Below are 23909 nucleotides of genomic sequence, written 5' to 3'. Positions count from 1 at the left end.
ACCATGGCCAGCAGCGCAAGCCGCTTCGATGACGGCACCTTCGTCGGCTTCGCCCGCCGGCATGTGTTCGTGACCATGTTCGGCGTCGCCGTGCCGTTGCTGGTGTTCGCCTGTTTCATCGGCTACCCGATCGTCTACACAATCTACCTCAGCTTCTTCGAATGGAACGGCATGGCGCCGCAGAAGAAATTCGTCGGCTTGGCCAACTACGCCTACCTCCTCCACGACAAGTATTTCTACATAGCGCTGGTCAACAACGCCAAATGGCTGATCGTATCGCTGGTCTTTCCGGTCTCGCTCGGTTTCCTGATCGCCTATGTGATGAAGGCGCGGCTGGTGTTTGCCCCGTCGCTGCTGCGCACGATCGTCTTCTTTCCGGTGACCATGTCGCTGATCGCGGTCGGGCTGATGTTCCTGCTCATCCTCAACCCGGTGTTCGGCGCCTTCGACACCTTGCTGCGGTCGGTCGGGCTCGGCTTCCTGGTGCATGAATGGTTCGGCGACTACCGCATCGCGCTTTACACGCTGGCGGTCATTTCGGGCTGGGCCTTCACCGGCATGCCGATGATCTTCTACTTCGCCGGCCTTGGCGATGTTCCGAAGGAAACCTTCGACGCCGCGCGCATCGAGGGTGCCGGACACTGGCGCATGATCCGCAGCGTCGCCCTGCCCCAGTTGCGCCCCGTCACCGCGATCATCGTCATGCTGACGCTGTTTGAATCGCTGCGCGCCTTCGACCTGATCGCGGTGCTGACCAAGGGCGCGCCGTTCGGCATGACGAACGTGCTCGGCTATCTCGTCTACATGGAGAGCTTTTGGAACTCCCGCTTCGGCTACGGCGCCGCACTCAGCGTCGTCATCCTGGTGATTGCCGGATCGCTGGCAGCTGTCCTGCTCGGCAAGGTTCTGAAGGGTGCCTTCGATGTCTGACGCGACCCTGAACGCCAGCGCCATGCGCCGCGGTAGCTTCGCCTCGGTCCTGCCCAAACTCGCCGCGACCCTGCTCATGCTGGTGCTGGCGGCGGTGTGGCTCGGACCGCTGCTCCTTATCGTGATGACGTCGATCAAGTCGAACGCCGAGTTCCTGGCCGGGCCGTTCGCCTTGCCCAGGTCGCCGACCATCCAGCCCTATATCGACGTCTGGTTCGGCCTCGGCTTCGGCACGCTGTTGAGGAACAGCCTGATCTATGCCACGGCCGGCTCGGCGCTGGCGGTGATGCTGGCGCTGGTTCCGGCCTTTGCGCTCAGCCGCATGAACGTGCCCGGCCGCAAATGGATCTTCGGCCTGCTGCTGACCGGCCTCATGCTGCCGCAGCAGACGGTGCTGATCCCGCTTTATGACACCCTGCGCACCTTCCATCTTCTGGACACCAAGATCGGACTGATCATCGTTCACGGCGTCTATGGAATGCCGCTGCAGGCGCTGATCCTGCGCGGCTTCATGACGACGATCCCGCCGGAAATCGAGAAGGCTGCCTATGTCGAGGGCGCGACCGACTTCCAGGTTTTCTGGAAGGTGATCCTGCCGCTGTCGGTTCCCGGCATTCTGGTCGGCTACACGCTGAACTTCATCGCCATCTGGAAGGAGTTCGTGTTCGGGCTGGTGTTCCTCAACAGCGAGGAGAATTTCCCGGTGACGGTCGGCATGCTGAAGCTGAACAGCGACCGTTACCTTGCCGTCTTCAACCTGCCGGCGGCGGGCCTCGTCATCTCGCAATTGCCGATCGTCATCCTGTTCATCCTGACCTACCGGCAGATCTCGGGCGGCAATCTCTCCGGCGCCGTGAAGGGCTGATTTCGATGACTGCGCAACAAGGACTTTGTAATGGCTGAAGTGTCCCTGAAGAACGTCGAGAAGCGCTATGCCATGGTGCCGGTTCTGTCCGGGCTGAACCTGGACATTGCCGATGGCGAATTCACCGTGCTGGTGGGACCGTCCGGCTGTGGCAAGACGACGACGCTGAACATGATCGCCGGGCTGGAATCGATCACCGGCGGCACGCTTCGCATCGGCGCACGCGACGTCACCACGCTGCCGCCGAAGGACCGCGACATCGCCATGGTGTTCCAGTCCTATGCGCTGTTCCCGCACATGACGGTGCGCGACAACATCGCCTTCGGCATGAAGATCCGGAAGACGCCGAAAGCCGAGATCGAAACGCAGATACGGCAGGTGGCGCAGCGGCTGCGCATCGACGACCTGCTCGACAGGCTGCCCAAGGCGCTGTCCGGCGGCCAGCGGCAGCGCGTCGCGCTTGGGCGGGCTCTGGTTCGCCGTCCCGGCGTGTTTCTCATGGACGAACCGCTGTCCAACCTCGATGCGAAGATGCGCATCGAGGCGCGCAGTTTCCTGACCAAGATGCACCAGGAGGTCGGAACCACGACGGTCTATGTCACTCACGACCAGGCCGAGGCCATGACCATGGGCAGCAAGATCGTGGTCATGAACGGCGGCAAGATCCAGCAGGCGGCCGCACCGCTCGAGGTCTACAACCGGCCGGCCAACCAGTTCGTCGCCGGCTTCATCGGATCGCCCGCGATGAACTTCCTGCGCCTGGTCTACGACGGCAACGCCCTCCTGGACCAGGCCTGCCGGTTGCGGATCGAGGTTCCGGAGTGCCGGCGCGCGGCGCTTGCCGGCCAGCAGGGAAAAACGGTCACGTTGGGCGTGCGGCCGGAGCATTTCAGGATCCTGCAGCCCGGCGCCATCCCAGGGAGCGATTCGATCGCGTTCAATGTCGATGTGGTTCAGCATCTCGGCCACGAGATTCTTCTCGACCTCAGCGCCGGCGACCACAGATGCATCGCGCGGCTGCCGCCCAGCGACCGTTCCAAGCTTGGGGACGGCCGGCTATTTTCCATCGACATGGACCACGTCCATTACTTCAACGGCGACAGCGGCGAAAACCTCATTGATTATGCCCGGCAACAATGAATAGTCGGCTGCGAGTCGGCGGCCGCGGGACATTCCTGGACAGACAGGTGCCGGATTGAGGTGAGGGGATGGCGAGAAGAGCGGCTATAACGATCACCGACGTCGCTCGCCGAGCCGGAGTGTCCATGTCCACGGTGTCGCATGTAATCAACGGCACGCGCCTCGTCAGCCCCGAAAAAACGGCCTTGGTGAACGAGGCGATCGCTGCAACGGGATATCAGCCAAATGCGCTGGCGCGGTCGCTCGCGCGCAACGTCAGCAACTATGTCGGCATCGCGATATCGGCGATTACCAATCCCTATTTCAGCGACATCATCTGCGCCATCGAGAGCGAGTGCGCGCGCCTCGGCCTGCTGGTCTTCCTCGCCGACACACGCGACGAGCCGGATCACGAACTTGCCGTCGTTCAGGCGTTGCAGGAGCGGAGGGTCGACGGCATCATCCTGGCCCCGTGCGGCGACCCCGAAAACAAGACCATTCGCTACCTGGAGACGAGCGGCATTCCGACCGTGCTCGTCGACAGGTTCGCTGAGTCTGCCTTCGACCATGTCGGTGTTGAAAACAAGCATGCTGTCGCCAGTCTGGTTTCACATATGGCGGGGCTTGGCCACAGACGGATCGGCATGATCGGCGGTCAGGCAGGGTTCAGCACCACAAGCGAGCGCATCGAAGGCTACAGGCTGGGCCTCGAGCGCAATGGCATCGGCTTCGATGCGGACCTTGTGCAGCCTTCGAACCGGAATTTCGAGGCCACTCAGCACGCGGTGGCAACCTTGCTGAGATTGGCAAATCCGCCGACCGGCATCATCACCGGAAACAATCTGACAACGATCGGAGCCGTGGCAGCAATCCGCACAGCGGGCCTGAGAATACCCGAAGACATATCGCTTGCCGGCTTCGACGATTTTGAATGGGCGGACTTTTTCGAGCCTCGGCTGACCTTGGTCGCGCAGCCCTGCACTGAAATCGGGCGCAGAGCGGCGCAGATGCTCGTTGAACGGATCCACGGATTGTCTTCCGCACCGCGGTCCGTCAGGCTGAAATCAACCCTGATTGTCAGAGATTCCTGCGCCGTTCCAGTTGGGTCTCCGTCGTGACACGATTGGCAGCTGCAAGGTCGATGCCGGTCAGATCTTACACAGGGCAAGAAGGTTGCCGTGCGTACGGTGATCCCAGCGAACCGAACCCGCATCGGCATCGCCACAATACGTGTCGGTTATGGGGGCATCACGGATAGAGTCGTCCGCCACTGTCATCGAGGAATGCTCCATTGCCTCCATGATGGCGCGCGCCTGTCAGGCCCGCCAAGTCGCTGGAAAATGTAGACCCTGGCGGATTTGCCTTGGTAGATCCTCACATTGTTCCGAGGATGCCTGCGCGAAATTTCGCGCTCAGAGATCACCCTTCCTGACTTTGCCGTAAACGATGTTCCGGTTCGATCCATAATATACTTGGGCTTCGAAGGAACCCTTGCCGATTGCGGCATTGATGATGTTCCACATATCGTCGGCCGAACGCAGGATGAGTGGCCAATCCATGAACGTCTCCATGTAGCCATCCGTCGTGATCTCATCGCTGAAATTGGCAAACAGGAATTCGCCCCCAGGCTTGACCAGTTCCATCGCTCTCTGAAGCAGGCGGACGCCGATGGCGCGCGGCAGGTAGTCGTAGAGCCCCGATGCGTAGACGAGATCGAATGTACCAAGGGCGTAGGCGCGGCGAAGAATACCACGTACAGAGCCGTGGAGTGCCTCGACTGCAGTGCCGACAAAGTCGTGGTTCACCGTGGCTACGCTGACGGGGTCTTGATCCAGGCCGACCCAACGCTGCAGTTGTTGCTTGGCGAGCGCGTCAGAGCATTCAGCTTCTCGTAGGTGACCGCATGCAATTGCCAGCACCTCTGCTTTTTCCACCCTGCGGACCGTTTCGTCCACAGTTCTGGTTAGTATGTCCCGGCGCTCGCGCCCCGCCACAGAACTCGCCGCTTCACTGGTATAGGCGTAGATCTGTCGGCCAAGCGAGGTCGACGAAGCAACGATCTCTTCGGCGACGGGGTGCTTGTAGTAAATGTCCAGCAGGCTTGCATCGCCCGAATACCCGCGCGGCTTTTCAACCGACCAGCGCGTGAACGGATCCTGGATCAAATATTGCGCCACGGGATGTTGCTGAGCCAAAGGGATGAGTTTCTGCCAGACCGCAGGAGCAACCTGCCTGCGAAGCTTATGGAGTCTCCCTGCCAGGCGGTCGACAGTCAGGCCGGCCGGTTTGTGCCGCACGAAAGCTTGATTCGCGAGATCCAGCACGAGTGCGAGCTGGGCCGTCCTCTTCCGCAACTCGTCGGCATCGACAGTTTCGTCAGATGTCGTGGCATGCCTCTTCATCAACTTAGTAGTTACGAGGCTGTATTCGTCGAGTTGCAATTCTGCGTTGAGCCGCATGCCGTATACCCTCCGGTCCACGGCGAACAACTATAGACGCGGTGTGGATGATGCGAAATATTTTCATAAAATTTTATGCAGTGGCGGGAGCGCCGGCGTCGACGCGACTCCGCTAAATCCGAACTACCCGCGTTTACTGGTGGTTAGCGATATTCAGCCTTTTTTGCGGAGAGTGATGCCTTCATCCTGCGTCCGACAAGCGACCTCGGCTATTGCATTCGCTACCGGGGGTGGCGGAGGAGCGTTACAATGCAACTGACTGAGGAGGTTGCTCAGAGGGTGGTCGCAGCGCTGGCGCGCCCGCGGTGGCATTCGCCCGATCCGACACTTTTGGCGAGGTTCCTCCAGAAGGAGGCCGGTGAAAACCGCAAGCTCGTGCAATGGGGTATGAGGGCTGCTGTTCTTAGCTATGTGGCGTACGGTCTCTTCGATTGGTTTCTTTTTCCGGACATCGCCAATCGGCTTGTGCTGACCCGCCTAACGCTGGGGATCACCTCCCTGGCGCTCGTCGAGCTAATTGCCCGAAGGGGCTTCGCTCTTACGACCTTACATCTCGTCGCTGCGCTGGCGATTGTAGTCGGTGCAGTCGGGTGGCTGCTATCTGCTTTTGGAACAGGCCACCAGGCGGCGCTGTCCCACTTTATGGTCTTTGGAACAGTATTTATTCTTGGAGCGAACTTATTCTTTAACTTTCGTTTCTGGCTTTCAGCGATTTCATCGGCGACAGTGACCATAAGCTTCATAGGCGCAGCGTTTTTTTTCCTTCAGACCGACATCGTCGCCCGCGTCGTGCTGTCAGCCTATTTCGTGAATTGCCTGGTGCTGTCGCTCTACCTTTCCTGGCGACTTAGCGTAGAGCGGTACCAAACTTTCCTGCATGCACTTCGGGCGCAAATTCAAGAACAGGCTGCTATCAAAAAGGGGCAAAAGCTGACGGAAATCGCGGATACGGATCCGCTCACGGGAATGAAAAATCGCCGGGCGATCATTCGAGAATTCTCGGAGATGCGCAACGAATGGGCCACGGACGACGACGAAATAGGCCTCATTCTGATCGACGTGGACTACTTCAAGAGGTTCAATGATGGACTTGGTCATCAGGCCGGCGATGATTGCCTGATCAAGCTTGCCCATGTCCTTTCCGAGACGGCAGCTTCGAACAATGCCATCGCGGCCCGCTATGGCGGTGAAGAGTTCGTTGTCCTCTGCAAGGTCACTGGGCGTGCTCATCTTAATGAACTCGCGCAGCAGTTTTGTCGCGCTGTAGAGGATTTGCATATCCACCACCCCGATCGGGGCGACAAGCTAAACATTGTCACCATCAGCGCCGGCGCCTCGTTGACGCGCGCCGATCAAAGCATGGAACTTCGCGTCCTGCTGCAGGAAGCTGATCGCGCCCTCTACACGTCCAAGTTTGCTGGCCGCGCAACGTTCACCATTTACGATCCGCACGCTACCGACCGAGATCGCTCCAGCGAAAATCTTTCAGAACTGTTGAAGCTCGCAGTTTCCAAGCAACTCGTTTCCGTGGCCTATCAGCCAATTTGCGACCTGGCGTCAGGACGACTGTTGGGCCATGAGACGCTCATGCGCGTGTGCGACTTTGACGGCACTATGATCAGTCCATCCGTGTTCATACCGGTTGCCGAGCAAACTGGCGCGATAGTGGAACTGGGTACGTGGTTAATTGATCAAGCCTGCAGTGACATGGTGGAATATGGATTGGGCTCGGTCGTGACGGCGAACGTATCAGTTCGTCAGCTCAAGGCTGCTAATTTTTCACTGCGAATTACCGAGATCCTCGGTCGGCACGGCCTTGCGCCACAGAAGCTTGCCATCGAGATCACCGAAGGAAGCGACATCTTTTTGGAGGCACAAGCCGTAAGAAACATGGAACGGCTGCGAAACCTGGGTGTTCAAATCTGGCTGGATGACTTCGGAACGGGATTTGCAGGCCTTTCTTGGCTCCGCCGTTTCAAATTCGACGTCGTTAAGATCGATCGCAGTTTCCTCCACGATTGCCAGACATCTCGTGGCCTAAGCCTGTTGCAGGACATGGTCGGACTTCTGCGCAATCTCGACCATGCCGTGCTCGCGGAAGGCGTCGAAACTGAAGAGCAGCAGATGTTGCTGCAGCGCTTGGGCGTCCATTCGATACAGGGTTTTCTCACGGGTCATCCCGTCCCAATCGAAGAGATAAACCAAGTTAGACCAGGCCTCGTCGCCTAGCACGGCCGCGGTCGCGGCAGCGATTTCGACAAGGCCGGCTTCATCGGCACGCCGCGCATGAAATTTCCTGAAGGCCACGGTGGCCGACGATGGCAGAACCTTGCTTGCCGGCGAGGCGAGCGTCGACATCTCGCATCTGGCGAGGCGGCTCGAGCCGGGCCGCAACGTCCTGCTGGGCATCAGGCCGGAACATCTCGGCGAAAAGCAGGAGGTGACGCTGTCGCTCGCTGTCGATGTCACCGAGCGCCTGGGGTCGACGTCTTACGTCCACGGGGCGCTGGCGAGCGGCGAAACCGTGGTCGCCGAACGGCGCGAGGACCAGCCACGCTTCGGCGAGACGATCACGCTGCGCTTCCAACCGATGCGCGCCCGCATCTTCGACGCCGAGGGAGTGCGCATTCGCTGATCTTTGAACAAGCGTGCAATTTGGGATTAAAGCTCGTTGCTAGGCCCTGAGCCCGGGTGATGGCGACTTGCCCTGCGATCACCGCCAAGGCTGAGAGATCGCACGAACGGGCCGGCGTTTTGCGCCGGCCCGTTCGCATGCGGATCAAGCTGCCTTGATCTTCATGTCTTCTTCGCTGCGCACCATCTTCGTCACGCCGGCGAAGTCGAGCTTGCCGGAACCGAGGACCGGCACTTTCGCAACGATGCGCACTTCGGCCGGCACCATCAGGTCCATGGCGCCGTTGGCCTTGGCGAAGGCCAGGAATTCGGCGCGCGTGGCGTTGGCCGCCTCGGTGATCAGGATCAGCTTTTCGCCCTTGCGGGCATCCGGCACGGTGGCGACGGCCGAAAGCGATCCCTTCCACAATTCGCCGGCCAGCACTTCCACGGCAGCCAGCGAGATCATCTCGCCGCCGATCTTGGCGAAGCGCTTGGCGCGGCCGCGAATGGTGATGAAGCCTGCTTCGTCGACGGTGACGACGTCGCCGGTGTCATGCCAGCCATCTTCCAGCGGCTCGAGCACGCCGGGTTTTTCGGCGCGCAGATAGCCCGACATGACATTGGGGCCGCGCACGTAGAGCCGCCCGCCATCATCGACGCCGGGCACCGGATCCAGCCGGTACTCCATGCCGGGCATGATTTTGCCGACGCTGCCGGACCTGTTGTACATCGGCGTGTTGATGGAGATCACCGGTGCTGCTTCTGTCACGCCGTAGCCCTCCAGGATGCGCAGGCCGAACTTCTCCATGTAGGTCATGCGCGTCGCGGCCTTCACCGGCTCGGCGCCGGCAAAACAGTAGCGCACCGAACGGAAGTCGTAGGGGTGTGCCGTGCGCGCATAGCCTGAGAGGAACGTGTCGGTGCCGAAGATGATCGTCGCGTTCGACGCGTAGATCAGTTCCGGCACGATACGGTAGTGCAGCGGCGAGGGGTAGAAGTAGACCGGCACGCCGGAGATCAGCGGCAGCACCGTGCCCGCCGTCATGCCGAAGGAATGGAAGATCGGCAGGATGTTGAAGACCTTGTCACCCGAATGGAAGTCGATGCGCGAGGCGGCCTGGGCGGCATTGGCCAGGATGTTGCGGTGGCTGAGCACCACGCCCTTGGGCGTGCCTTCGGAACCGGAGGTGAACAGGATCACCGCCGCATCGTCGGGCTTGCGGGCAACGCGCGGCGTGCTCTTGCGCAACAGGCCGAGCAGCTTGTCCTTGAGACCGATGCTGGCCCGCAAATCGTCTAGCCAGACGATGTCCACTGCGCGGCCGAGTTCCTCTACCACCGCACCGAGCTTTGCCTGTTCGACAAAGGCGCGCGAGGTGAGCACGGTCCGCACGTCGGCGGCCTTGCAGGCCGAGAGGATGTTCGCGGCACCAGCGGTGAAGTTGATCATCGCCGGAACCTTGCCCGCCGACATGACGCCGAGCAACGTCGCGCAGGCGCCGTTGGCGTTGGGCAGCATGATGCCCAGCGTCTGCTGGTCGGCATAGAGGTGTTCGAACTTCTCGCCGAGCACCGCGGCACCCGTCAGCAGCTTGCCGTAGCTCAGCGAACCGGTGACCGGATCCTCCACTGCGAGCTTTTTCATGCCGCGTTCGTTCGCCGTCTGGATGATCTTTTCCAGCACGGTCTTGTCGATATCCTGGGTGCGGAAGACGAGGTCCGACATGACCTGGTAGAGGGAAGCGCCCGCCGCGGCGCGACGCTTGCGGCCCTTCAGCTCCGGCGCAACTTCGAGCTTCACCGGCTCCAGAATGGTCACCTTGACCTTCGGGAACAGGCGTCGGCGCACATGCTGCGAGGTCAGCCGCGAAAAGTAGCTCTTCTCCAGCCCTTCGATGCGGACCGGTACCACCATCGAGCCGGTCTTGTCGGCGACCATGGCGGCGCCGTCATAGACCTTCATCAGGCCGCCGGTGACGGTGATGCGGCCTTCGGGGAAGATGACCAGCGGATCGCCGCCTTGCACGATCTTGATCAGCGTGCGGGTCGACATCGGCTTGGCCGGATTGAGCGGCAGAGCGCGGGCGAGTTTCATGAACGGCTTCATCCACCAGGCCTGGGCGATCGTGTGGTCGATGGCAAAGACCGGCTCCTCATCGGTCAGCGTCAGGGCCAGCGGACCGTCGAGGAAGCTGACATGGTTGAGCGCCAGGATTGGTGCCGGACCAGCAGCCTTGAGGTTTTCCAGCCCCTCCACCTCCAGATGATGGAAGGCACGGAACAGGATGGAGACGAAATCGCGGAAAGCGTTCGTCGGCAAATATTTCAGCATCAGCCAAGCGGCGACGGCATTGATGACGGCGAGGCCGAACAGCACGCCTGCAATGGAGACGCCGGCTGCCTGGATGGCGGCGACAAGGCCGCCGCCGATGGTCATGAAGCCGGCGCTGACGACGTTGACCGCGGCGACGACACGGGCGCGGCGATCTTCCGGCGCCCACGCCTGCACCGCCGCGAAGGTCGGCACGACGAGGAAGGCACCGGCAATCGCCAGGCCGGCCAGGTCGATGGCGACACGGATGGTGTTCTGGCCGGCAAAGAAGGCGCTGAGCGTCTCAACCTGGGACGAGGCTTGCAGGCCCCAGACGCTCCAGCCGAGATCAAGTCCGAACAGGGCCATCAGGGCCGTGCCGACCGGGGCGGGCAACAGCACCATGCGCCCCTGTGACATCCACGCGGCAATGGCCGAGCCGATGGCGACGGCGACCGCGAAGACGGCGAGATAGGCGGTCACGGCGATTTCGGTGCCGCCGAGCGAATCCTTGACCATTGGGGGCAGGATGGAAAGGATGATGGCCCCGACCAGCCAGAACCATGACGCCATCAGCGCCGCCCGCCAGATGCGCTGGTTGGTGCGCAACTCGCTGACCAGCCGCCAGGTGGAGCGCAGGATGTTCTTGTCGATCACCAGGTTCGGTGCGGCCGATCCGGTCGCGGGGATGTAGCGGCTGACGAGCCAGCAACCGACGGCGAGGATCATCATCATCGGACCGAAGACCGCGACGCCGATGCCGTCGGCCGAGACAGTGCCGCCGACGATCGTGCCGCCAAGGATGGCGGCGAAGGTGGCCGACTCGATCCAGGCATTGGCGCGCGGCAGTTCCTTGCGCTCGAGGTGATCCGGCAGGATGCCGTATTTGATCGGGCCAAACAGCGCCGAAATCACGCCAAACAGGAACAGTGCCGTCAACAGGACCGGGATCGACGAGAGCGCGATGCCGATGACCGCCAGCATGGCGGCGCCGATCTCGACGAGCTTCAACTTGCGCGCCACGGCAGCCTTGTCGAAGCGGTCGGCGATCTCACCGCCAAGTGCGGACAGAAGCAGGAACGGGGCCATGAAAACAGCTCCCGCGAGCGTTACCAAGGACGCCGCTTTGTCCGCCGCCAGCGTGAACAGAATGAGGAACACCAGCGTGTTCTTCAGGAAATTGTCATTGAAGGCCGAGAGGAATTGCGTCCAGAAGAGAGGTGCGAAGCGCCGTGACGTCATCAGGTTGTTGTTCATGGCAATTTCCATTGGGCAAGGCCATCGAGCAATCCGAATGGATCGAGCGGTTGCTTGCGCGGTTTGAGCTTCGTTGTTAGCGGGAACCGGATTACACTTCGTTACTTCGGTTGATATCCATCAGCAGCTTTTCGGTCTTGGCGTCTTTCAACCTGTTGATAAACCGGCCCGCTTCCTCCGCATCACGCAACGCCTTGGTGATGGTGACGGACGTTCTCCAAATGCTTGAATGGTTGGGAGCATAGCTTGGCATCGATATGATCCTTTCGTTTCAGGGTTAAGTTGGGTCGGCGCTGGCCTGTTTCAGGCCGGAAACAATCAGGCCGCTTCGTCATCCGTTCGAGCACGCGTCGGCACTGCTCCTGAGCGGTGCGCCGTGACCGGCGGTTTTGCCTTCTCCATGAACGCTGTTCACGAATGCAACATAACACATAGTGAACGACGTTCAAGAGAAAAATGAACACCGTTCAAAAATTTCAAATGGAGAAGGCTAAGGACGATGAAGGAGGATGGGTTCAGGCCTCGCCGGAGCAACCAATCCGAGACGGCGTTCGATCGTGTAGGCCGGTCCGACGATGCGGCTCATAGCGGACCGACTGAGCAAGCATGGCGCCGGTCGCGCGCAGGCGTCTGAGCCCACAGCGCGACTCGGCAACCGCCTGCGACAGGCTCACCCCTCCGCCGGCCCGTAGAGGCCGAACTGGTCGAGCAGCGCCCGTTGCCGGCCGGCGCTTTCGACAAGCAGCCCGGTGTAGCGACCGATGATCCGGTCGCGATGATCCGGATCGGAAACGGAGGAAAGTGCCCCCAGGATCGCCGCGACCTTTTCCGAGGCCTGCCGCAGTTCGTCCAGGAGTTCCGCCTTGCCGCCGACTTCAGCAACCACCTGCTTCGTCACCTTGCCGATGCCGGCGGGCGTGCGGCTGCCGGCTGACACATAGTCCTCTGGCAGATCGCCCTTGAGATTGGTGACCGACTTGAAACGGATGGCGTCGAAGACCTGGTCGACTGCCTGCTTGGCACCGGTCACCCGGGAGGGGTGGTCGGTGTCGGCGGCGGCGTGCGGCAGCAGCTCCAGCCTGCCCTTATGGCGCTCTTCGAGCGGCAGGTAAGGAAGCATCGGTCCGCTGAGTCTGCCGGTCGCGGCGTCTTTGAAGAGATCGGCGTCGATCGCCGCATGCGCGATCTTGCCGGACGACAGCGCCTCGTCGAGCGCGGCGGCATCGACGACCTCGCCCCGGTCGTAATTGACCAGCACCGCGCCGTCGTTCATCACGTCGAGCACCTTCGCATCGACGGTTCCGGCGTTGGAATAGACGCCTCTCGCCGCATCCAGGCGGCCGAGACCGATATGAACAGAGAGCACGTCGGCTCCGGTTGCGGCGGCAACCGGACTTGCAGCATGTTCGAAGCCTTCCGCCTCAATCCAGCGCTTGTGGTGCTCGCGGGCGTAGATCGTCACCTTCATGCCGAAGGCCTTGGCGAGCTTGGCGACTTCGCGGCCGATGTTGCCGTAGCCGAGAATGGCGATCTTGCGGCCCTCGAGCTTGGCGGTCGGAAAATCCTTGAGCTGTCGGCCGGTGTCGAAGTCGCCGCCGGCGACCATCCGGTGCAGCCTGTCGACCGGCAGATCAGGAACGACTCTCAGGATCGCCTTCATCGCCATCTGGGCGGTCGCCCGGCTGTTGATGCCCGGCGTGTTCATCAGCGGCGCTTCGCCGCCCTCGCCATTGCCGCCGCCCCAGGAAGCCGAGCCCATGTTGCCGGTGCCGGCGCCAATGCGCACGCCGCCGAGCGGGAACACGGAGGCCTTCGGGATGAAGGTCGCCGCCGCGATCAGCGCGTCGTACTGGCCCTTGTCTGTCTGCGGAAGGATCTCCGCCTCGGTACTCAGGTCGGGTTGATAGAAGAAATGGATGCGGCCCTTCTCAAGCGCCGACCGCTCGCCAAGCGGTCCGAGGTGGAAGACGCCCCCCTTTTCTTCGATGTAGGCCTTTATCTCGCTGTGATCCGGCTGGCCGTCGGCGCCGAAGCGCAGGCCGACCAGATCGGCGATCAGCACCGCATAGGCGCGCGCGGGGTCGTCCTTGCGGATGCCGCCGCCTGTCTTGGCCTGGGCCTCGAAGGTCACGCCGTTCTTCGCCAGTTCCTCTTCGAGAACGACGATCTTGGCGCGCAGATAGGCGTATTGCAGGTTCTCCAGCAGCGCGACGATATCTTCGGGCTCGCGAATGCCACCGACCCAGGCGCGATAGTCGCCTGGCGTTCCCGGGAAGGCATTGACGTAGCGGGCCGCGTCGAGGCCGGGCTCATATTCGCCATTCGGATGGGTGATGCCCTCATAGCCGAGCAGCTGTTTCGACCGCGCGATGATGCGGGCGTGGATGCCGGGGTCGGTGATGCCGTCGTCCTCGACCTTAAGGAGCGTTACCGCCGCGCCGCGCCGTTCGGCATCGGTGACTGTCAGCGATAGCATCGGGTGCGACTTGACCCACTCGTCAATCACCTTGCGATTGGTGGCGGAGCGGCGGTTGAGCTCGACGACAGAGCCGACCCGAGCCTCCGACTGCAAAAGGCCGAAGGTGGTCTCGGCAAAGGCAAGTGCGCTGTAGGTGTTGATGACGCCGCCGAGCATGCGGTCTTCTGCGGCGTCGTAGAATGGCCCGGCATCTACGGAGCGCTTGGCCGAAAGCGGTAGCTTGGGGTCGACCGGCGGCGCGATCTTCAACTGGCGCGGGATCGCCCAGGCGGGATTTTGCTGGTTCTTCTCGATCGGTGCCAGGGCGTGCGGCGTGAAGGAGGCGACAAAATAGCCTGACACCCCGCCGATCGCCTTCTGGAACGGCATGAACAGGCAGCACTTCGCCATCACGGCGTCGACGAGTTCGGGCTCCCACGGCATGGCACCGAGCATCGAGGTGGCATCGAACACCGCATGACGGTTGGCCGGATCGCCGTCTATCCAGCTCAGCAGTTCGTGGATCTCGGCACTGGTATAGGCATTTGCCCCCGTCGTTTCGTGGCCGACGCCGACGAAGATCGAGACGCCGAGGGCGGAGAGCTCGGCTGCCGTCGGGATCACGCCTTCGGAGACGGCGAAATGAATGCGGCTCTCGCAGCCTTTTTCGGCGAAACGCTGCATCTCGATCAGTTGGGTGGCCCAGGACTGGCGGAAGAAGCCGGCGGACTTGGACGGATCGCTCTCTGGCTGCGGCGTATCGACATAGACGCGTTGGGAGGCGTCGTTGGCGTTCATCAGGTGCTGGACGCAGACAGTGAAGCCGCTATGGCCACCGCCGAGTCCCACTGCCATGCGGTTCGCCTTCGGGAAGTGGAAATAGCGATGGATCGCCCGCATCATGTCGGTCAGGATTTTGTCTGCCGGATAGCCGCGGTGCATGCTGCGGGAAATCTCGGCGGTGGTGAAGCCACCGATGTCGCTACCCCTGTCGTCGAACTTGCGATAGGTCTTCTCGATCCAGGCGTCGAAGGCGATGCGCCGCAGGCGGCTGTCCACTTCATCGGTAGTCGCATCGGTGATCGGGCCGACACCGAAGAACGGGTTCGACGGCAATTTTGGCGCGCCCGATCCGGTCAGTTGGAGTGCCTTCAGTCGCTGTTCCTGCATCTGCGCGATGTTCATGACGATCTGCCTATTCGTTTTCCAGGGCGGGGGGCGGATAGTGGATCGAACGCGAAAGAAAAAAGACGCTAACTGCGCCGAAGCGCACGCTGAATGCGTCATGGTCGTCCTGTAATGAGGGATTGCTGGCAGCGCATGGCTGCGAGCGACGGTCTTTTTGAGCTTCGATAGCAGTGCTCGGTGAAAGGGCGCTTGCTCATGATATCTTTGGTGTATCGGGCACAGACTGCGGTTGAGCCGCTCGCCTGCTCGTGCCGCTGCGTCTGAGGCGCGCATGGGGCCGCTGAACAATGGCGCCAGCCACTATATTGAAATATATTTCATATAGTGAATTTTATTGACAGCGTTGGAAAAGCCGGTAATTGTCGGAGCGTCGGGTTTCTGGAGGATGTCCGGCGTCAATCAATCCAGACAGCGAGACGCTGCGGCGTTCGCGATTGTCATTGAGCATGGCTTCGGCCAAGGGAGGAATCTTGCGCAAATTTCTGAGCACGCTCGCCATGGCGGCGGCCGCGTCGACCATCTTGGTCTCGACCCAGGCCTACGCCGAAACCGCCAACCCGTTCAAATGCGAGCCGGGTGAAAAATATGTCATGAACGTTATGGTCTCGGGTGTCGAATACTGGTTCCCCGTCTATGAAATGTTCAAGCAGGCCGGGCAGCAGTTCGGCTGTGAGACTGAATATACCGGCACGCCGGAATATGACGTGAACAAGCAGATCGCCACTTTCGACCAGGCACTGGCGCAGAAGCCGGCCGGCATCCTGGTGCATCCGATGAATTCCGATCCGTTCATCGAGCCGATCAACCGCGCCACCGACGGCGGCACGGCGGTGGTGACTTTCGCCGCTGACTCGCCCAATTCCAAGCGTGTCTCCTACATCACCTCCGACAATGTCGCCGAAGGCACCTATGCCGCCGATGCCGTCGCCGAGGCGATGGGCGGCAAGGGCGAATATGCTGTCCTCGAGAACCCCGGCCAGGACAATCACGACAAGCGCATCTCGGCCTTTGTCACCCGCATGGAAGCCAAATGGCCTGATATGAAGCTGGTCGGCCGCGCCGCGTCCAACCAGGACCCGACCAAGGCATATCAGGCGGTGCTCAGCCTCGCCCAGGCCCATCCCGATCTCGGTGCCGTCTTCATGCCGGAAGCCAATTCGGCGATCGGCGCGGCTCAAGCGGCCAAGGAAGGTGGCGGCAAGATCAGGGTCATGCTGGCCGACGTCAACGCCAAGATCCTCGACATGATCAAGGCCGGCGAGATCTTCGGCTCGGTCAACCCCAACCAGGGCATGCAAGGCTATATGGGTTTCATGCTTCTGTGGCTGGCCAAGCATCCCGAACTGATCGACCCGATGAACGACGCCAAGCGCGCCGGTGCCAACGCGATGAAGGTGCCGTTCGTCGACAATGGCTTCTCGATCGTGACCAAGGACAACGCCGACGATTTCTATTGGGACAAGTATCTCAAGCGGCGTGGCACCAAGGGCATCGAAGAGTAGTCTCGAGCCGAACCGACATCAGAGCCGGAAGGGGTCTTCCCTTCCGGCCCCCTTCCGAACTCTTTTCGCAGGAGCATGGCGTGAGCGACGCGCCCATCCTTCAGATCCGGAGCCTTTCCAAGGCGTTCGGGCCGGTCCAGGCGCTGAGTGGCGTGCAGTTCGAGCTGCGCCGCGGCGAGGTCCATGCGCTGTGCGGAGAGAACGGCGCCGGCAAGTCGACGCTGATGAATATGATCGGCGGCATCCTGCAGCCAGACGAGGGCGACATCCTGATCGACGGCAAGCCGATGACGATCGCATCGCCCGCGGCGGCGCAGAAGATGGGCATCGCGCTGGTGCATCAGGAAATCGCGCTCTGCCAGGATGCGACGGTCGCCGAGAACATCTGCATGGCGGCGATCAACTCCCGGCGCGCGCCGCTGATGAATTTCCAACAGGTCCATGCAGACGCCGAGAAGGCGATGAACCGGCTCGCACCTATTGCGGTGCGCACCAAGGTCGCGGACCTTTCCATTTCCAGCCAGCAACTGGTCGAGATCGCCAAGGCGCTGACGCTCGACTGCAAGGTGCTGATCCTCGACGAGCCGACCGCGGCACTGACCGAAACCGAGGCGCAGCGCCTGTTCGCAATCGTGCGCGGGCTGAAGCAGCGCGGCATTTCCGTTATCTACATCAGCCATCGCATGGCCGAGATCTTTTCGCTGTGCGACCGCGTCACCGTCTTCCGCGACGGGCGCTATGTCGCGACCGAGGCCATCGAGGCGACGTCGCCCAACGACGTGGTCCGCAAGATGGTCGGCCGCGAGATCACTCAGCTCTATCCCGACAAGCTTCCTGCCGATGCAAAGCCTGGCCGCGCACTGCTCTCGGTGAGTGGCCTGTCGGATGGTACCCGTTTCACCAATGTCGATCTCGACTTGCGAACTGGTGAAATTCTCGGCATCGGCGGTCTCATCGGCGCTGGCCGCAGCGAGATCGCGCAGACGATCTGCGGGCTGAGGCCTGCGACCGCCGGCAGCGTCGTACTCGACGGAAAAAACCTTGCGATCCGCAGCTATGCCGATGCCGTGCGCGCTGGTCTCGTCTATCTCTCCGAAGATCGCAAGGGTTCCGGCGTCTTCCTCGATCTGTCGATCGCGGCCAATGTTTCGGCACTCGACCTTGGCAAGCTTACCGGCCGTTTCGGCCTGCTCGACCGCCGCGCCGAAGCAGATCAGGCGACCAGCCTTGCCAGGCAACTCGGCGTGCGTATGTCCGGCATCGATGCGGCTGTATCGACGCTTTCTGGCGGCAACCAGCAGAAGGTGGCGATTGCCAAGCAGCTTTCGGTCGCACCGAAGGTCATCATCATGGACGAGCCGACGCGCGGCATCGATGTCGGCGCCAAGGTCGAGATTCATCGCCTGCTGCGAGACCTCGCCAACCAGGGCGTCGGCATCATCGTCATCTCCTCGGAACTGCCCGAACTCATCGGTCTGTGCGACAGGGTGGCCGTGGTACGCGAAGGCCGCATCGCCGGCGAGCTCGGAACGGGTCAACTCAACGAGGAAACGATCATCATGCTGGCTTCCGGCGTGCAACCGAACGCAGTGTATGAGGGGCAGGCCCAGAATGTCGCCTAGCGCGGGAGAAACCACGATGCATGCCGAGATCAAGGTGGCGGATGCCAGCCGCCGTGCCAGCTTCGCTCGGTTCGCCTCGATGCGCGAAGCCGGCCTGATCGTCATCATCCTGGCGCTCTGCATCGCCATGAGCCTCGCCTCGCCGCATTTCCTCACCTGGGGCAACTTCCGCGCCATGCTGATGAGCTTCTCGATCGAGGGCATTGTCGTCGTCGGCATGACCATCCTGCTGATCGTCGGCGGCATCGACCTGTCGGTAGGCTCGGTCGTCTGCTTCTCGATGGTGGTTTCGGGGGCGCTGTTCCTGGCCGGGCTGGATCCCTGGACTGCGAGCCTGATCGGCATCGCAGTAAGTGCGCTGATCGGCGCGGTGATGGGTTTCTTCGTGACGGTCGTGGGGCTGAACCATTTCATCACCTCGCTGGCGGCGATGGTGATCGTGCGTGGCCTGTGCCTGGTCATCACCAAGGGTACGCCACTGTCGTTGTTCACGCTGCCGCCGGAATTCAAGGCGATCGGCCAGGGCAACCTCCAGGGCGTGCCTTATGTCATCATCATCTTCGTGGTCGTGGTGGCGATCTTCGATTTCCTGCTCCGGCGCGCCACCGCCTTCCGCAAGGTGTTCTACACCGGCTCGAACGAGAAGGCGGCGCAGTTCTCCGGCATCAAGACCAACCAGGTGAAGTTTTGGGTGACGGTGCTGTGCGCGACGCTCTCCGGTTTTGCGGGTGTGATCTACATGGCGCGCTTCGGCGCCGCCACGCCGACCTTCGGCGCCGGCATGGAGCTCAACGTGATCGCGGCGGCCGTCATCGGCGGCGCCTCGCTCAAGGGCGGCTCGGGCACGATCTTCGGCGCCATACTCGGCATGGCGCTGTTGTCGGTGGTCACCAGTTCGCTGATTCTGCTCGACATCTCCGTCTATTGGCAGGACATGATCAAAGGCTGCATCCTCCTGGCTGCGGTGTCGGCCGACCACTTCCTGCACCGCAAGAAGTCCTGAGTTCGAGACGATAGAGCGATCATGGCACCCCCAAACACACGCGACGACATCTCGACCGTCCGCCAGATGCATCAGGCGCTTGTCCTCCACTACATGGAGGGCAAGACGCAGGCCGAGATCGCTAGGGAACTCGGCATCTCGCACGCCACCGTCAACCGTTTGATCAAGCGCGGCCACCAGCTCGGCCTGGTCGAGATCAAGATCAAGTCGCCGATCGACCATCTGGTCGATCTCGAAGCGCGGCTGGTGAGGCTCGGCGGCATCGAGCGTGCGGTCGTGGTGCCGACGGTCTCGGAAAACCCGCAGACGGCCTTGCTGCGAGTCGGCGAGGCGGCGGCCAACCTCCTGCTCGAAACGATCAAGGACGGCGACACCATCTCGATTACCGGCGGCAAAGGCGTCAGCGCGCTGGTCGCCGGGCTGAAGCCCGGCCGCGGCTATGATGTCGAAGTCATTCCGGCGACCGGGCTCGTGCAGGGCAAACACTACACCGACGTCAATCACGTCGCCTCGCTGATGGCCGACAGACTGGGCGGCCGCGCCTACCAGATCCATGCGCCGCTGTTTGCCGACACGCCGGAACAGCGAGAGATGCTGATGGGCGTGCGCGCGGTGGCGGACGTGTTTCGCCGGGCGCGCGAGGCCGATGTCGCCGTGGTCGGCGTCGGTTCTATCCTGACCGACGATTCCAGCTACTACGACCTGCATCCCTCCTCCAGCGCCGACCGCCAGGCTATCGAACGTTCGGGCGCATCCGGCGAATTGCTGGCACACCTGATCGACCGAAACGGAAAGCTCAGCGACTATTCGCTCAACCGCTCGCTGGTGTCGCTCACCCTTGACGAATTCGCCACCATTCCGCGCTCCATCGGCGTCGCCAGCGGGCCGAGCAAGATCGCGCCGATCCTCAGCGCCATGCGCGGCAATCATCTCGACATCATCGTAACCGACGAGGCCACCGGCCTTGGCATTCTCGACCTTGCCGAAAGAGAGGCAGCATGAGTTCAGAACAAATCCTGCGTGCGATCGGCGCGTCCAGCATCCAGGCATCCGCCGTAGGTCTCGGCACCTGGGCGATCGGCGGCTGGATGTGGGGCGGCACTGACGAGCAAGCCTCGATCCGCGCCATCGAAGCCTCCATCGACGCCGGCGTCAGCCTGATCGACACCGCGCCTGCCTATGGCCTCGGTCGCAGCGAGGAAATCGTTGGCAAGGCGATCAAGGGCAAGCGCGACAAGGTGGTGATCGCCACCAAATGCGGGCTGAACTGGCATTCCGGCAAGGGCAACCATTTCTTCGACCAGGACGACAAGCCGGTGCACCGCTATCTCGGCGCCGACGGCATCGCCTATGAGGTGGAGCACAGCCTGAAGCGGCTCGGCACCGACTACATCGACCTCTACATCACCCACTGGCAGGACCCGACCACGCCGATCGACGAGACGGTTGCGGCATTGGAGAAGCTGAAGGCGTCCGGCAAGATCAGGGCGATCGGCGCAAGCAATGTCAGCACCAGGGACCTTGAGCACTATGTCGCCGCCGGGCAACTTGACGCCATCCAGGAACGCTATTCGATGATCGACCGTGAGATCGAAGGCACGCTGTTGCCGATCACGCGCAGGCACGATGTGGCGACACTGAGCTACTCCTCTCTGGCGCTCGGCCTGCTCACCGGGTCGGTCGATCCGGGGCGCAGCTTCACCGGCGACGACCAGCGCAAGGACAATCCGCGCTTCTCGGCCGGGAACCGGCAGAAGGTGGCGGCGCTCAAGCAGGCCATCCGCCCGATCGCCGAACGGCACGAAGCCTCGATGGCGCAGATCGTGATTGCCTGGACGCTGGCGCAGCCAGGCATCACCTTTGCGCTATGCGGCGCCCGCAACGCCGATCAGGCGCTCGACAATGCGCGCGCCGGCGAGATCAGGCTCAGCCGCGATGAACTGACCGCCATCGACACAGCGATAGCCATGCATCTCTCCCAGATGGCTGCCTGAGCAAACGAGGCATTTCCGCAATGAAGCGCACCGAAACACTCGCCGCGCTGCGAGAGCGGCCCGACATTGCCGTGCTGATTATCGGCGGCGGCATCAACGGCATCAGCGTCTTTCGCGAGCTTGCCCTGCAGGGCGTCGACGTGCTGCTCGCCGAGAAGGGCGATTATTGCAGCGGCGCCAGCGCAGCGCTTTCGCGCATGGTGCATGGCGGCCTGCGCTATCTGGAGAATGGCGAGTTCAAGCTGGTCAAGGAATCGCTGCGGGAACGCGACCGGCTCTTGCGGAATGCGCCGCACTACGTCGCGCCGCTGCCGACGACGGTGCCGATCTTCGACATCTTCTCCGGCATCGCCAATGGCGCCGTCCGTTTCCTCGGCCTCACCCGGCGGCCGAGCCGGCGCGGCGCACTCGTCATCAAGGCCGGGCTGACGCTCTATGACGTCTTCACGGCATCGCGCCGGCTGATGCCGACCCATCGCTTCCGAGGGCGCAAGGAAACGCTGAAGACGTGGCCGGCCATCAATCCGGCGACCCGTAGTTCGGCGACCTATTACGACGCCTGGGTGAGTCGACCCGAGCGGCTTGGCCTTGAAATGCTGAACGACGCGATGGCGGCTTCACGCGCCGCGCGTGCGCTCAACTATGCGCGAATCGGCTCCGACCAAGACGGCCTCGCGCTGACCGATACCGTTTCGGGGGAGACCCTGTCGCTGCGCCCGCGCCTCGTCATCAACGCCACCGGCGGCTGGATCGACCTGACGAACAAGGCGATCGGCGCGCCAGCACCGCGCATGATGGGCGGCACCAAAGGCTCGCACCTGATCGTCGACAACCAGGAGCTCCAGGACGCGCTTGGTGCGAACATGGTCTATTACGAGAACGAGGATGGACGCATCTGCGTCCTGTTTCCCTATCTCGGCAAGGTTCTGATCGGCTCGACCGAAATCCGCGTCGACGATCCTGACACCGTGCGCTGCGAGGACGACGAACTCCAGTACATCCTGCAGTCGCTGGCCTTTGTCTTCCCATCGATCAAAATCGCCAAGCATGAGATCGTCTTCCGCTTCTCGGGCGTCAGGCCGTTGCCAGCCAGCAAGCACAGTTTCACGGGCCGCATCCCGCGCGACCATTTCTGCGAATTCGTCGAGCCGGTTGGCAATTTGCCGGCGACGCTGTGCATGATCGGCGGCAAGTGGACGACGTTTCGCTCGTTTGGCGCGCTGGCAGCCGACATGGCGCTGGAGCGGTCGGGGCTGGTACGCACGGTCGGTACCGAGGATCTCGCCATCGGCGGTGGCCGCGATTTTCCTTCCGATCCCGCCGACTGGTGTGCCAGGCTGGCGGCGGAACACGGATTGCCGATGCCGCGCGCGCAAACTCTTCTGGAACGCTACGGCACGTCGGCGGGCGGAATCGCGGCGGCAATTTCGGTCGTGCCGGACCCGATGTTGCCTGGCACGGATTATTCCACCGGTGAAATCCGGCTGATCATTGAGCGTGAGCACGTCGAGTCGCTGGCTGACATCTTCCTGCGTCGTACCACCATAGCCATAGCAGGCGACCTGACACGCCAACTGGTCGATGCCGTGCTTTCAATCCTGGCCATCTGCAAGGGCTGGAGCATGGCTCAGGCCGATACCGAACGGACCGCCTTTCTGTCGCTGCTGGAGCACCAGCACGGCGTCCTTCTGCCGAACCTTCCCGGCGAAAACAACAAAAGGAGCGCAATATGCGCGTGAACAAGAAAGTCCGCATGAACCGGCTGTTCGGCAACGGACGCTGCCTCGACGTTGCCATCGATCATGGGGTCTGCAACGAGCCGAGCTTCCTTGTTGGGTTGGAAGACATGGCCGGCGTGGTCGAAAAACTGGCGAAGGCCGGGCCGGATGCTATCCAGATGAACTACGGCCAGGCCGACCTGCTGCAAAACCTGCCCGGCAAGGACAAGCCGGCACTGGTGATGCGCATCGACATGGGCAACCCGTACAACAAGGTGCGCCACCGGGCGATGTGGGCGGTGCTGCAAAACGAGGTCGAACCGCTGATCGGCGCCATCGAAATGGATGCCGCTTGCGTGGTCGTGAATCTGTTCATGCTGCCCGACGAACCGGACCTCTTCCGCCAATGCGTTCAGAACATCGCCCGCGTACGCGCCGACTGCGAAAAGTACGGCATGCCGCTGATGATCGAACCCCTGGCCATGCTGCCGGTCGCCGAGCATGGTGGCTACATGGTCGACGGCGATGCCGGGAAGATCGTCACGCTGACGCGGCTGGCGCGCGAGATGGGGGCCGATGTCATCAAGGCAGACCCGACGACCGACGCCAACGACTTCCACCGCGTGGTCGAGGCGGCGCGCTGCCCGGTGCTGGTACGCGGCGGCGGCAAGGAGGATCTGCACGCCGTGTTCGACAAATCGGCGGCGCTGATGGCGCAAGGCGCACTGGGTATGGTCTATGGCCGCAACATCTATCAGCACGCCAATCCGAGCGCCGTCGTGCGGGGCCTGATGGCGATCATTCACGACGGCGCTGATGGCGCCACCGCCTGGGATCTGTACAACCAGGCGTAAGGCCGACTGCGGG

At 62.1% G+C, this 23909-nt stretch carries 17 protein-coding genes; 13 read left to right on the top strand and 4 right to left on the bottom strand.

What is annotated here, in order from left to right; all coding sequences use genetic code 11:
• The first annotated feature begins 3 nt into the window (after positions 1-3).
• The 4 genes from DH08_RS16215 to DH08_RS16200 all read left to right on the top strand — a co-directional run bounded on the left by DH08_RS16215 (position 4) and on the right by DH08_RS16200 (position 4032).
• Positions 4-930 carry a carbohydrate ABC transporter permease gene (locus DH08_RS16215; protein ID WP_192180258.1) on the top strand — a complete coding sequence of 309 codons (927 nt, stop codon included), beginning with the start codon at positions 4-6 and terminating at the stop codon, positions 928-930.
• Positions 923-1795 carry a carbohydrate ABC transporter permease gene (locus tag DH08_RS16210; RefSeq protein ID WP_192180257.1) on the top strand — a complete coding sequence of 291 codons (873 nt, stop codon included), beginning with the start codon at positions 923-925 and terminating at the stop codon, positions 1793-1795. The genes DH08_RS16215 and DH08_RS16210 overlap by 8 nt, the downstream gene beginning before the upstream one ends.
• 30 nt (positions 1796-1825) lie before the next feature.
• Positions 1826-2935 carry an ABC transporter ATP-binding protein gene (locus tag DH08_RS16205; protein ID WP_192180256.1) on the top strand — a complete coding sequence of 370 codons (1110 nt, stop codon included), beginning with the start codon at positions 1826-1828 and terminating at the stop codon, positions 2933-2935.
• A gap of 125 nt (positions 2936-3060) precedes the next feature.
• Positions 3061-4032 carry a LacI family DNA-binding transcriptional regulator gene (locus tag DH08_RS16200; RefSeq protein WP_246800875.1) on the top strand — a complete coding sequence of 324 codons (972 nt, stop codon included), beginning with the start codon at positions 3061-3063 and terminating at the stop codon, positions 4030-4032.
• Between the two features lie 294 nt (positions 4033-4326).
• Here DH08_RS16200 and DH08_RS16195 read toward each other — a convergent pair whose 3' ends face one another.
• The gene (locus DH08_RS16195) at positions 4327-5373 is read right to left on the bottom strand and encodes a class I SAM-dependent methyltransferase (protein WP_192180254.1); all 1047 of its coding nucleotides are present in this window, start codon (positions 5371-5373) and stop codon (positions 4327-4329) included.
• 249 nt (positions 5374-5622) lie between these two features.
• Between DH08_RS16195 and DH08_RS16190 the strand changes: the two genes are divergently transcribed.
• Positions 5623-7602: a putative bifunctional diguanylate cyclase/phosphodiesterase gene (locus DH08_RS16190; RefSeq protein WP_192180253.1), complete on the top strand. Its 1980-nt coding sequence runs from the start codon at positions 5623-5625 to the stop codon at positions 7600-7602.
• A gap of 79 nt (positions 7603-7681) precedes the next feature.
• Complete coding sequence (locus DH08_RS16185) at positions 7682-8008, top strand: TOBE domain-containing protein (protein ID WP_192180252.1); 327 nt, start codon at positions 7682-7684, stop codon at positions 8006-8008.
• 144 nt (positions 8009-8152) lie between these two features.
• On the opposite strand, the gene DH08_RS16180 is transcribed toward DH08_RS16185, so the two are convergent.
• From DH08_RS16180 to DH08_RS16170, 3 genes are all read right to left on the bottom strand, one after another.
• Positions 8153-11557 carry an acyl-[ACP]--phospholipid O-acyltransferase gene (locus DH08_RS16180; protein WP_192180251.1) on the bottom strand — a complete coding sequence of 1135 codons (3405 nt, stop codon included), beginning with the start codon at positions 11555-11557 and terminating at the stop codon, positions 8153-8155.
• A 91-nt stretch (positions 11558-11648) separates the two neighbouring features.
• Positions 11649-11810, bottom strand: a complete 162-nt coding sequence (locus DH08_RS16175; protein ID WP_192180250.1) for a hypothetical protein — start codon at positions 11808-11810, stop codon at positions 11649-11651.
• A 417-nt stretch (positions 11811-12227) separates the two neighbouring features.
• Entirely contained in the window at positions 12228-15200 is a 2973-nt protein-coding gene (locus DH08_RS16170; RefSeq protein ID WP_192180249.1) for an NAD(P)-dependent oxidoreductase, read from the bottom strand.
• A 473-nt stretch (positions 15201-15673) separates the two neighbouring features.
• Between DH08_RS16170 and DH08_RS16165 the strand changes: the two genes are divergently transcribed.
• The 7 genes from DH08_RS16165 (at position 15674) to DH08_RS16135 (ending at position 23896) form a co-directional block, all read left to right on the top strand.
• A complete protein-coding gene (locus DH08_RS16165) occupies positions 15674-16705 on the top strand; it encodes a substrate-binding domain-containing protein (RefSeq protein ID WP_006206589.1) in 1032 nt (343 codons plus the stop codon).
• 80 nt (positions 16706-16785) lie between these two features.
• On the top strand, positions 16786-18327 hold the full coding sequence (locus tag DH08_RS16160) for an ATP-binding cassette domain-containing protein (RefSeq protein WP_192180248.1): 1542 nt from the start codon (positions 16786-16788) through the stop codon (positions 18325-18327).
• Between the two features lie 16 nt (positions 18328-18343).
• Positions 18344-19330 carry an ABC transporter permease gene (locus DH08_RS16155; protein WP_006206591.1) on the top strand — a complete coding sequence of 329 codons (987 nt, stop codon included), beginning with the start codon at positions 18344-18346 and terminating at the stop codon, positions 19328-19330.
• 21 nt (positions 19331-19351) lie between these two features.
• Complete coding sequence (locus DH08_RS16150; RefSeq protein WP_006206592.1) at positions 19352-20332, top strand: sugar-binding transcriptional regulator; 981 nt, start codon at positions 19352-19354, stop codon at positions 20330-20332.
• Positions 20329-21324, top strand: coding sequence for an aldo/keto reductase (locus DH08_RS16145; RefSeq protein ID WP_192180247.1), 996 nt, complete (start codon positions 20329-20331; stop codon positions 21322-21324). The genes DH08_RS16150 and DH08_RS16145 overlap by 4 nt, the downstream gene beginning before the upstream one ends.
• A gap of 20 nt (positions 21325-21344) precedes the next feature.
• Positions 21345-23063, top strand: a complete 1719-nt coding sequence (locus DH08_RS16140; protein ID WP_192180246.1) for a glycerol-3-phosphate dehydrogenase/oxidase — start codon at positions 21345-21347, stop codon at positions 23061-23063.
• The gene (locus DH08_RS16135; RefSeq protein ID WP_192180245.1) at positions 23054-23896 is read left to right on the top strand and encodes a class I fructose-bisphosphate aldolase; all 843 of its coding nucleotides are present in this window, start codon (positions 23054-23056) and stop codon (positions 23894-23896) included. The genes DH08_RS16140 and DH08_RS16135 overlap by 10 nt, the downstream gene beginning before the upstream one ends.
• The last annotated feature ends 13 nt before the right edge of the window (positions 23897-23909 follow it).

This window comes from Mesorhizobium amorphae (genome assembly GCF_014843845.1).
GTDB classification, from domain to species: Bacteria; Pseudomonadota; Alphaproteobacteria; order Rhizobiales; family Rhizobiaceae; genus Mesorhizobium; species Mesorhizobium amorphae_A.
The sequence above is the reverse complement of the archived record's forward strand: the minus strand, read 5'-3'. Positions and strand labels throughout refer to the sequence as shown.

Coding starts and splice junctions, on each gene's coding strand:
- DH08_RS16155 (WP_006206591.1), top strand. CDS start 18,344: ATGCATGCCGAGATCAAGGTGGCGGATGCCAGCCGCCGTGCCAGCTTC.
- DH08_RS16195 (WP_192180254.1), bottom strand. CDS start 5,373: ATGCGGCTCAACGCAGAATTGCAACTCGACGAATACAGCCTCGTAACT.
- DH08_RS16150 (WP_006206592.1), top strand. CDS start 19,352: ATGGCACCCCCAAACACACGCGACGACATCTCGACCGTCCGCCAGATG.
- DH08_RS16175 (WP_192180250.1), bottom strand. CDS start 11,810: ATGCCAAGCTATGCTCCCAACCATTCAAGCATTTGGAGAACGTCCGTC.
- DH08_RS16205 (WP_192180256.1), top strand. CDS start 1,826: ATGGCTGAAGTGTCCCTGAAGAACGTCGAGAAGCGCTATGCCATGGTG.
- DH08_RS16170 (WP_192180249.1), bottom strand. CDS start 15,200: ATGAACATCGCGCAGATGCAGGAACAGCGACTGAAGGCACTCCAACTG.
- DH08_RS16180 (WP_192180251.1), bottom strand. CDS start 11,557: ATGAACAACAACCTGATGACGTCACGGCGCTTCGCACCTCTCTTCTGG.
- DH08_RS16210 (WP_192180257.1), top strand. CDS start 923: ATGTCTGACGCGACCCTGAACGCCAGCGCCATGCGCCGCGGTAGCTTC.
- DH08_RS16135 (WP_192180245.1), top strand. CDS start 23,054: ATGCGCGTGAACAAGAAAGTCCGCATGAACCGGCTGTTCGGCAACGGA.
- DH08_RS16145 (WP_192180247.1), top strand. CDS start 20,329: ATGAGTTCAGAACAAATCCTGCGTGCGATCGGCGCGTCCAGCATCCAG.
- DH08_RS16190 (WP_192180253.1), top strand. CDS start 5,623: ATGCAACTGACTGAGGAGGTTGCTCAGAGGGTGGTCGCAGCGCTGGCG.
- DH08_RS16200 (WP_246800875.1), top strand. CDS start 3,061: ATGTCCACGGTGTCGCATGTAATCAACGGCACGCGCCTCGTCAGCCCC.
- DH08_RS16215 (WP_192180258.1), top strand. CDS start 4: ATGGCCAGCAGCGCAAGCCGCTTCGATGACGGCACCTTCGTCGGCTTC.
- DH08_RS16140 (WP_192180246.1), top strand. CDS start 21,345: ATGAAGCGCACCGAAACACTCGCCGCGCTGCGAGAGCGGCCCGACATT.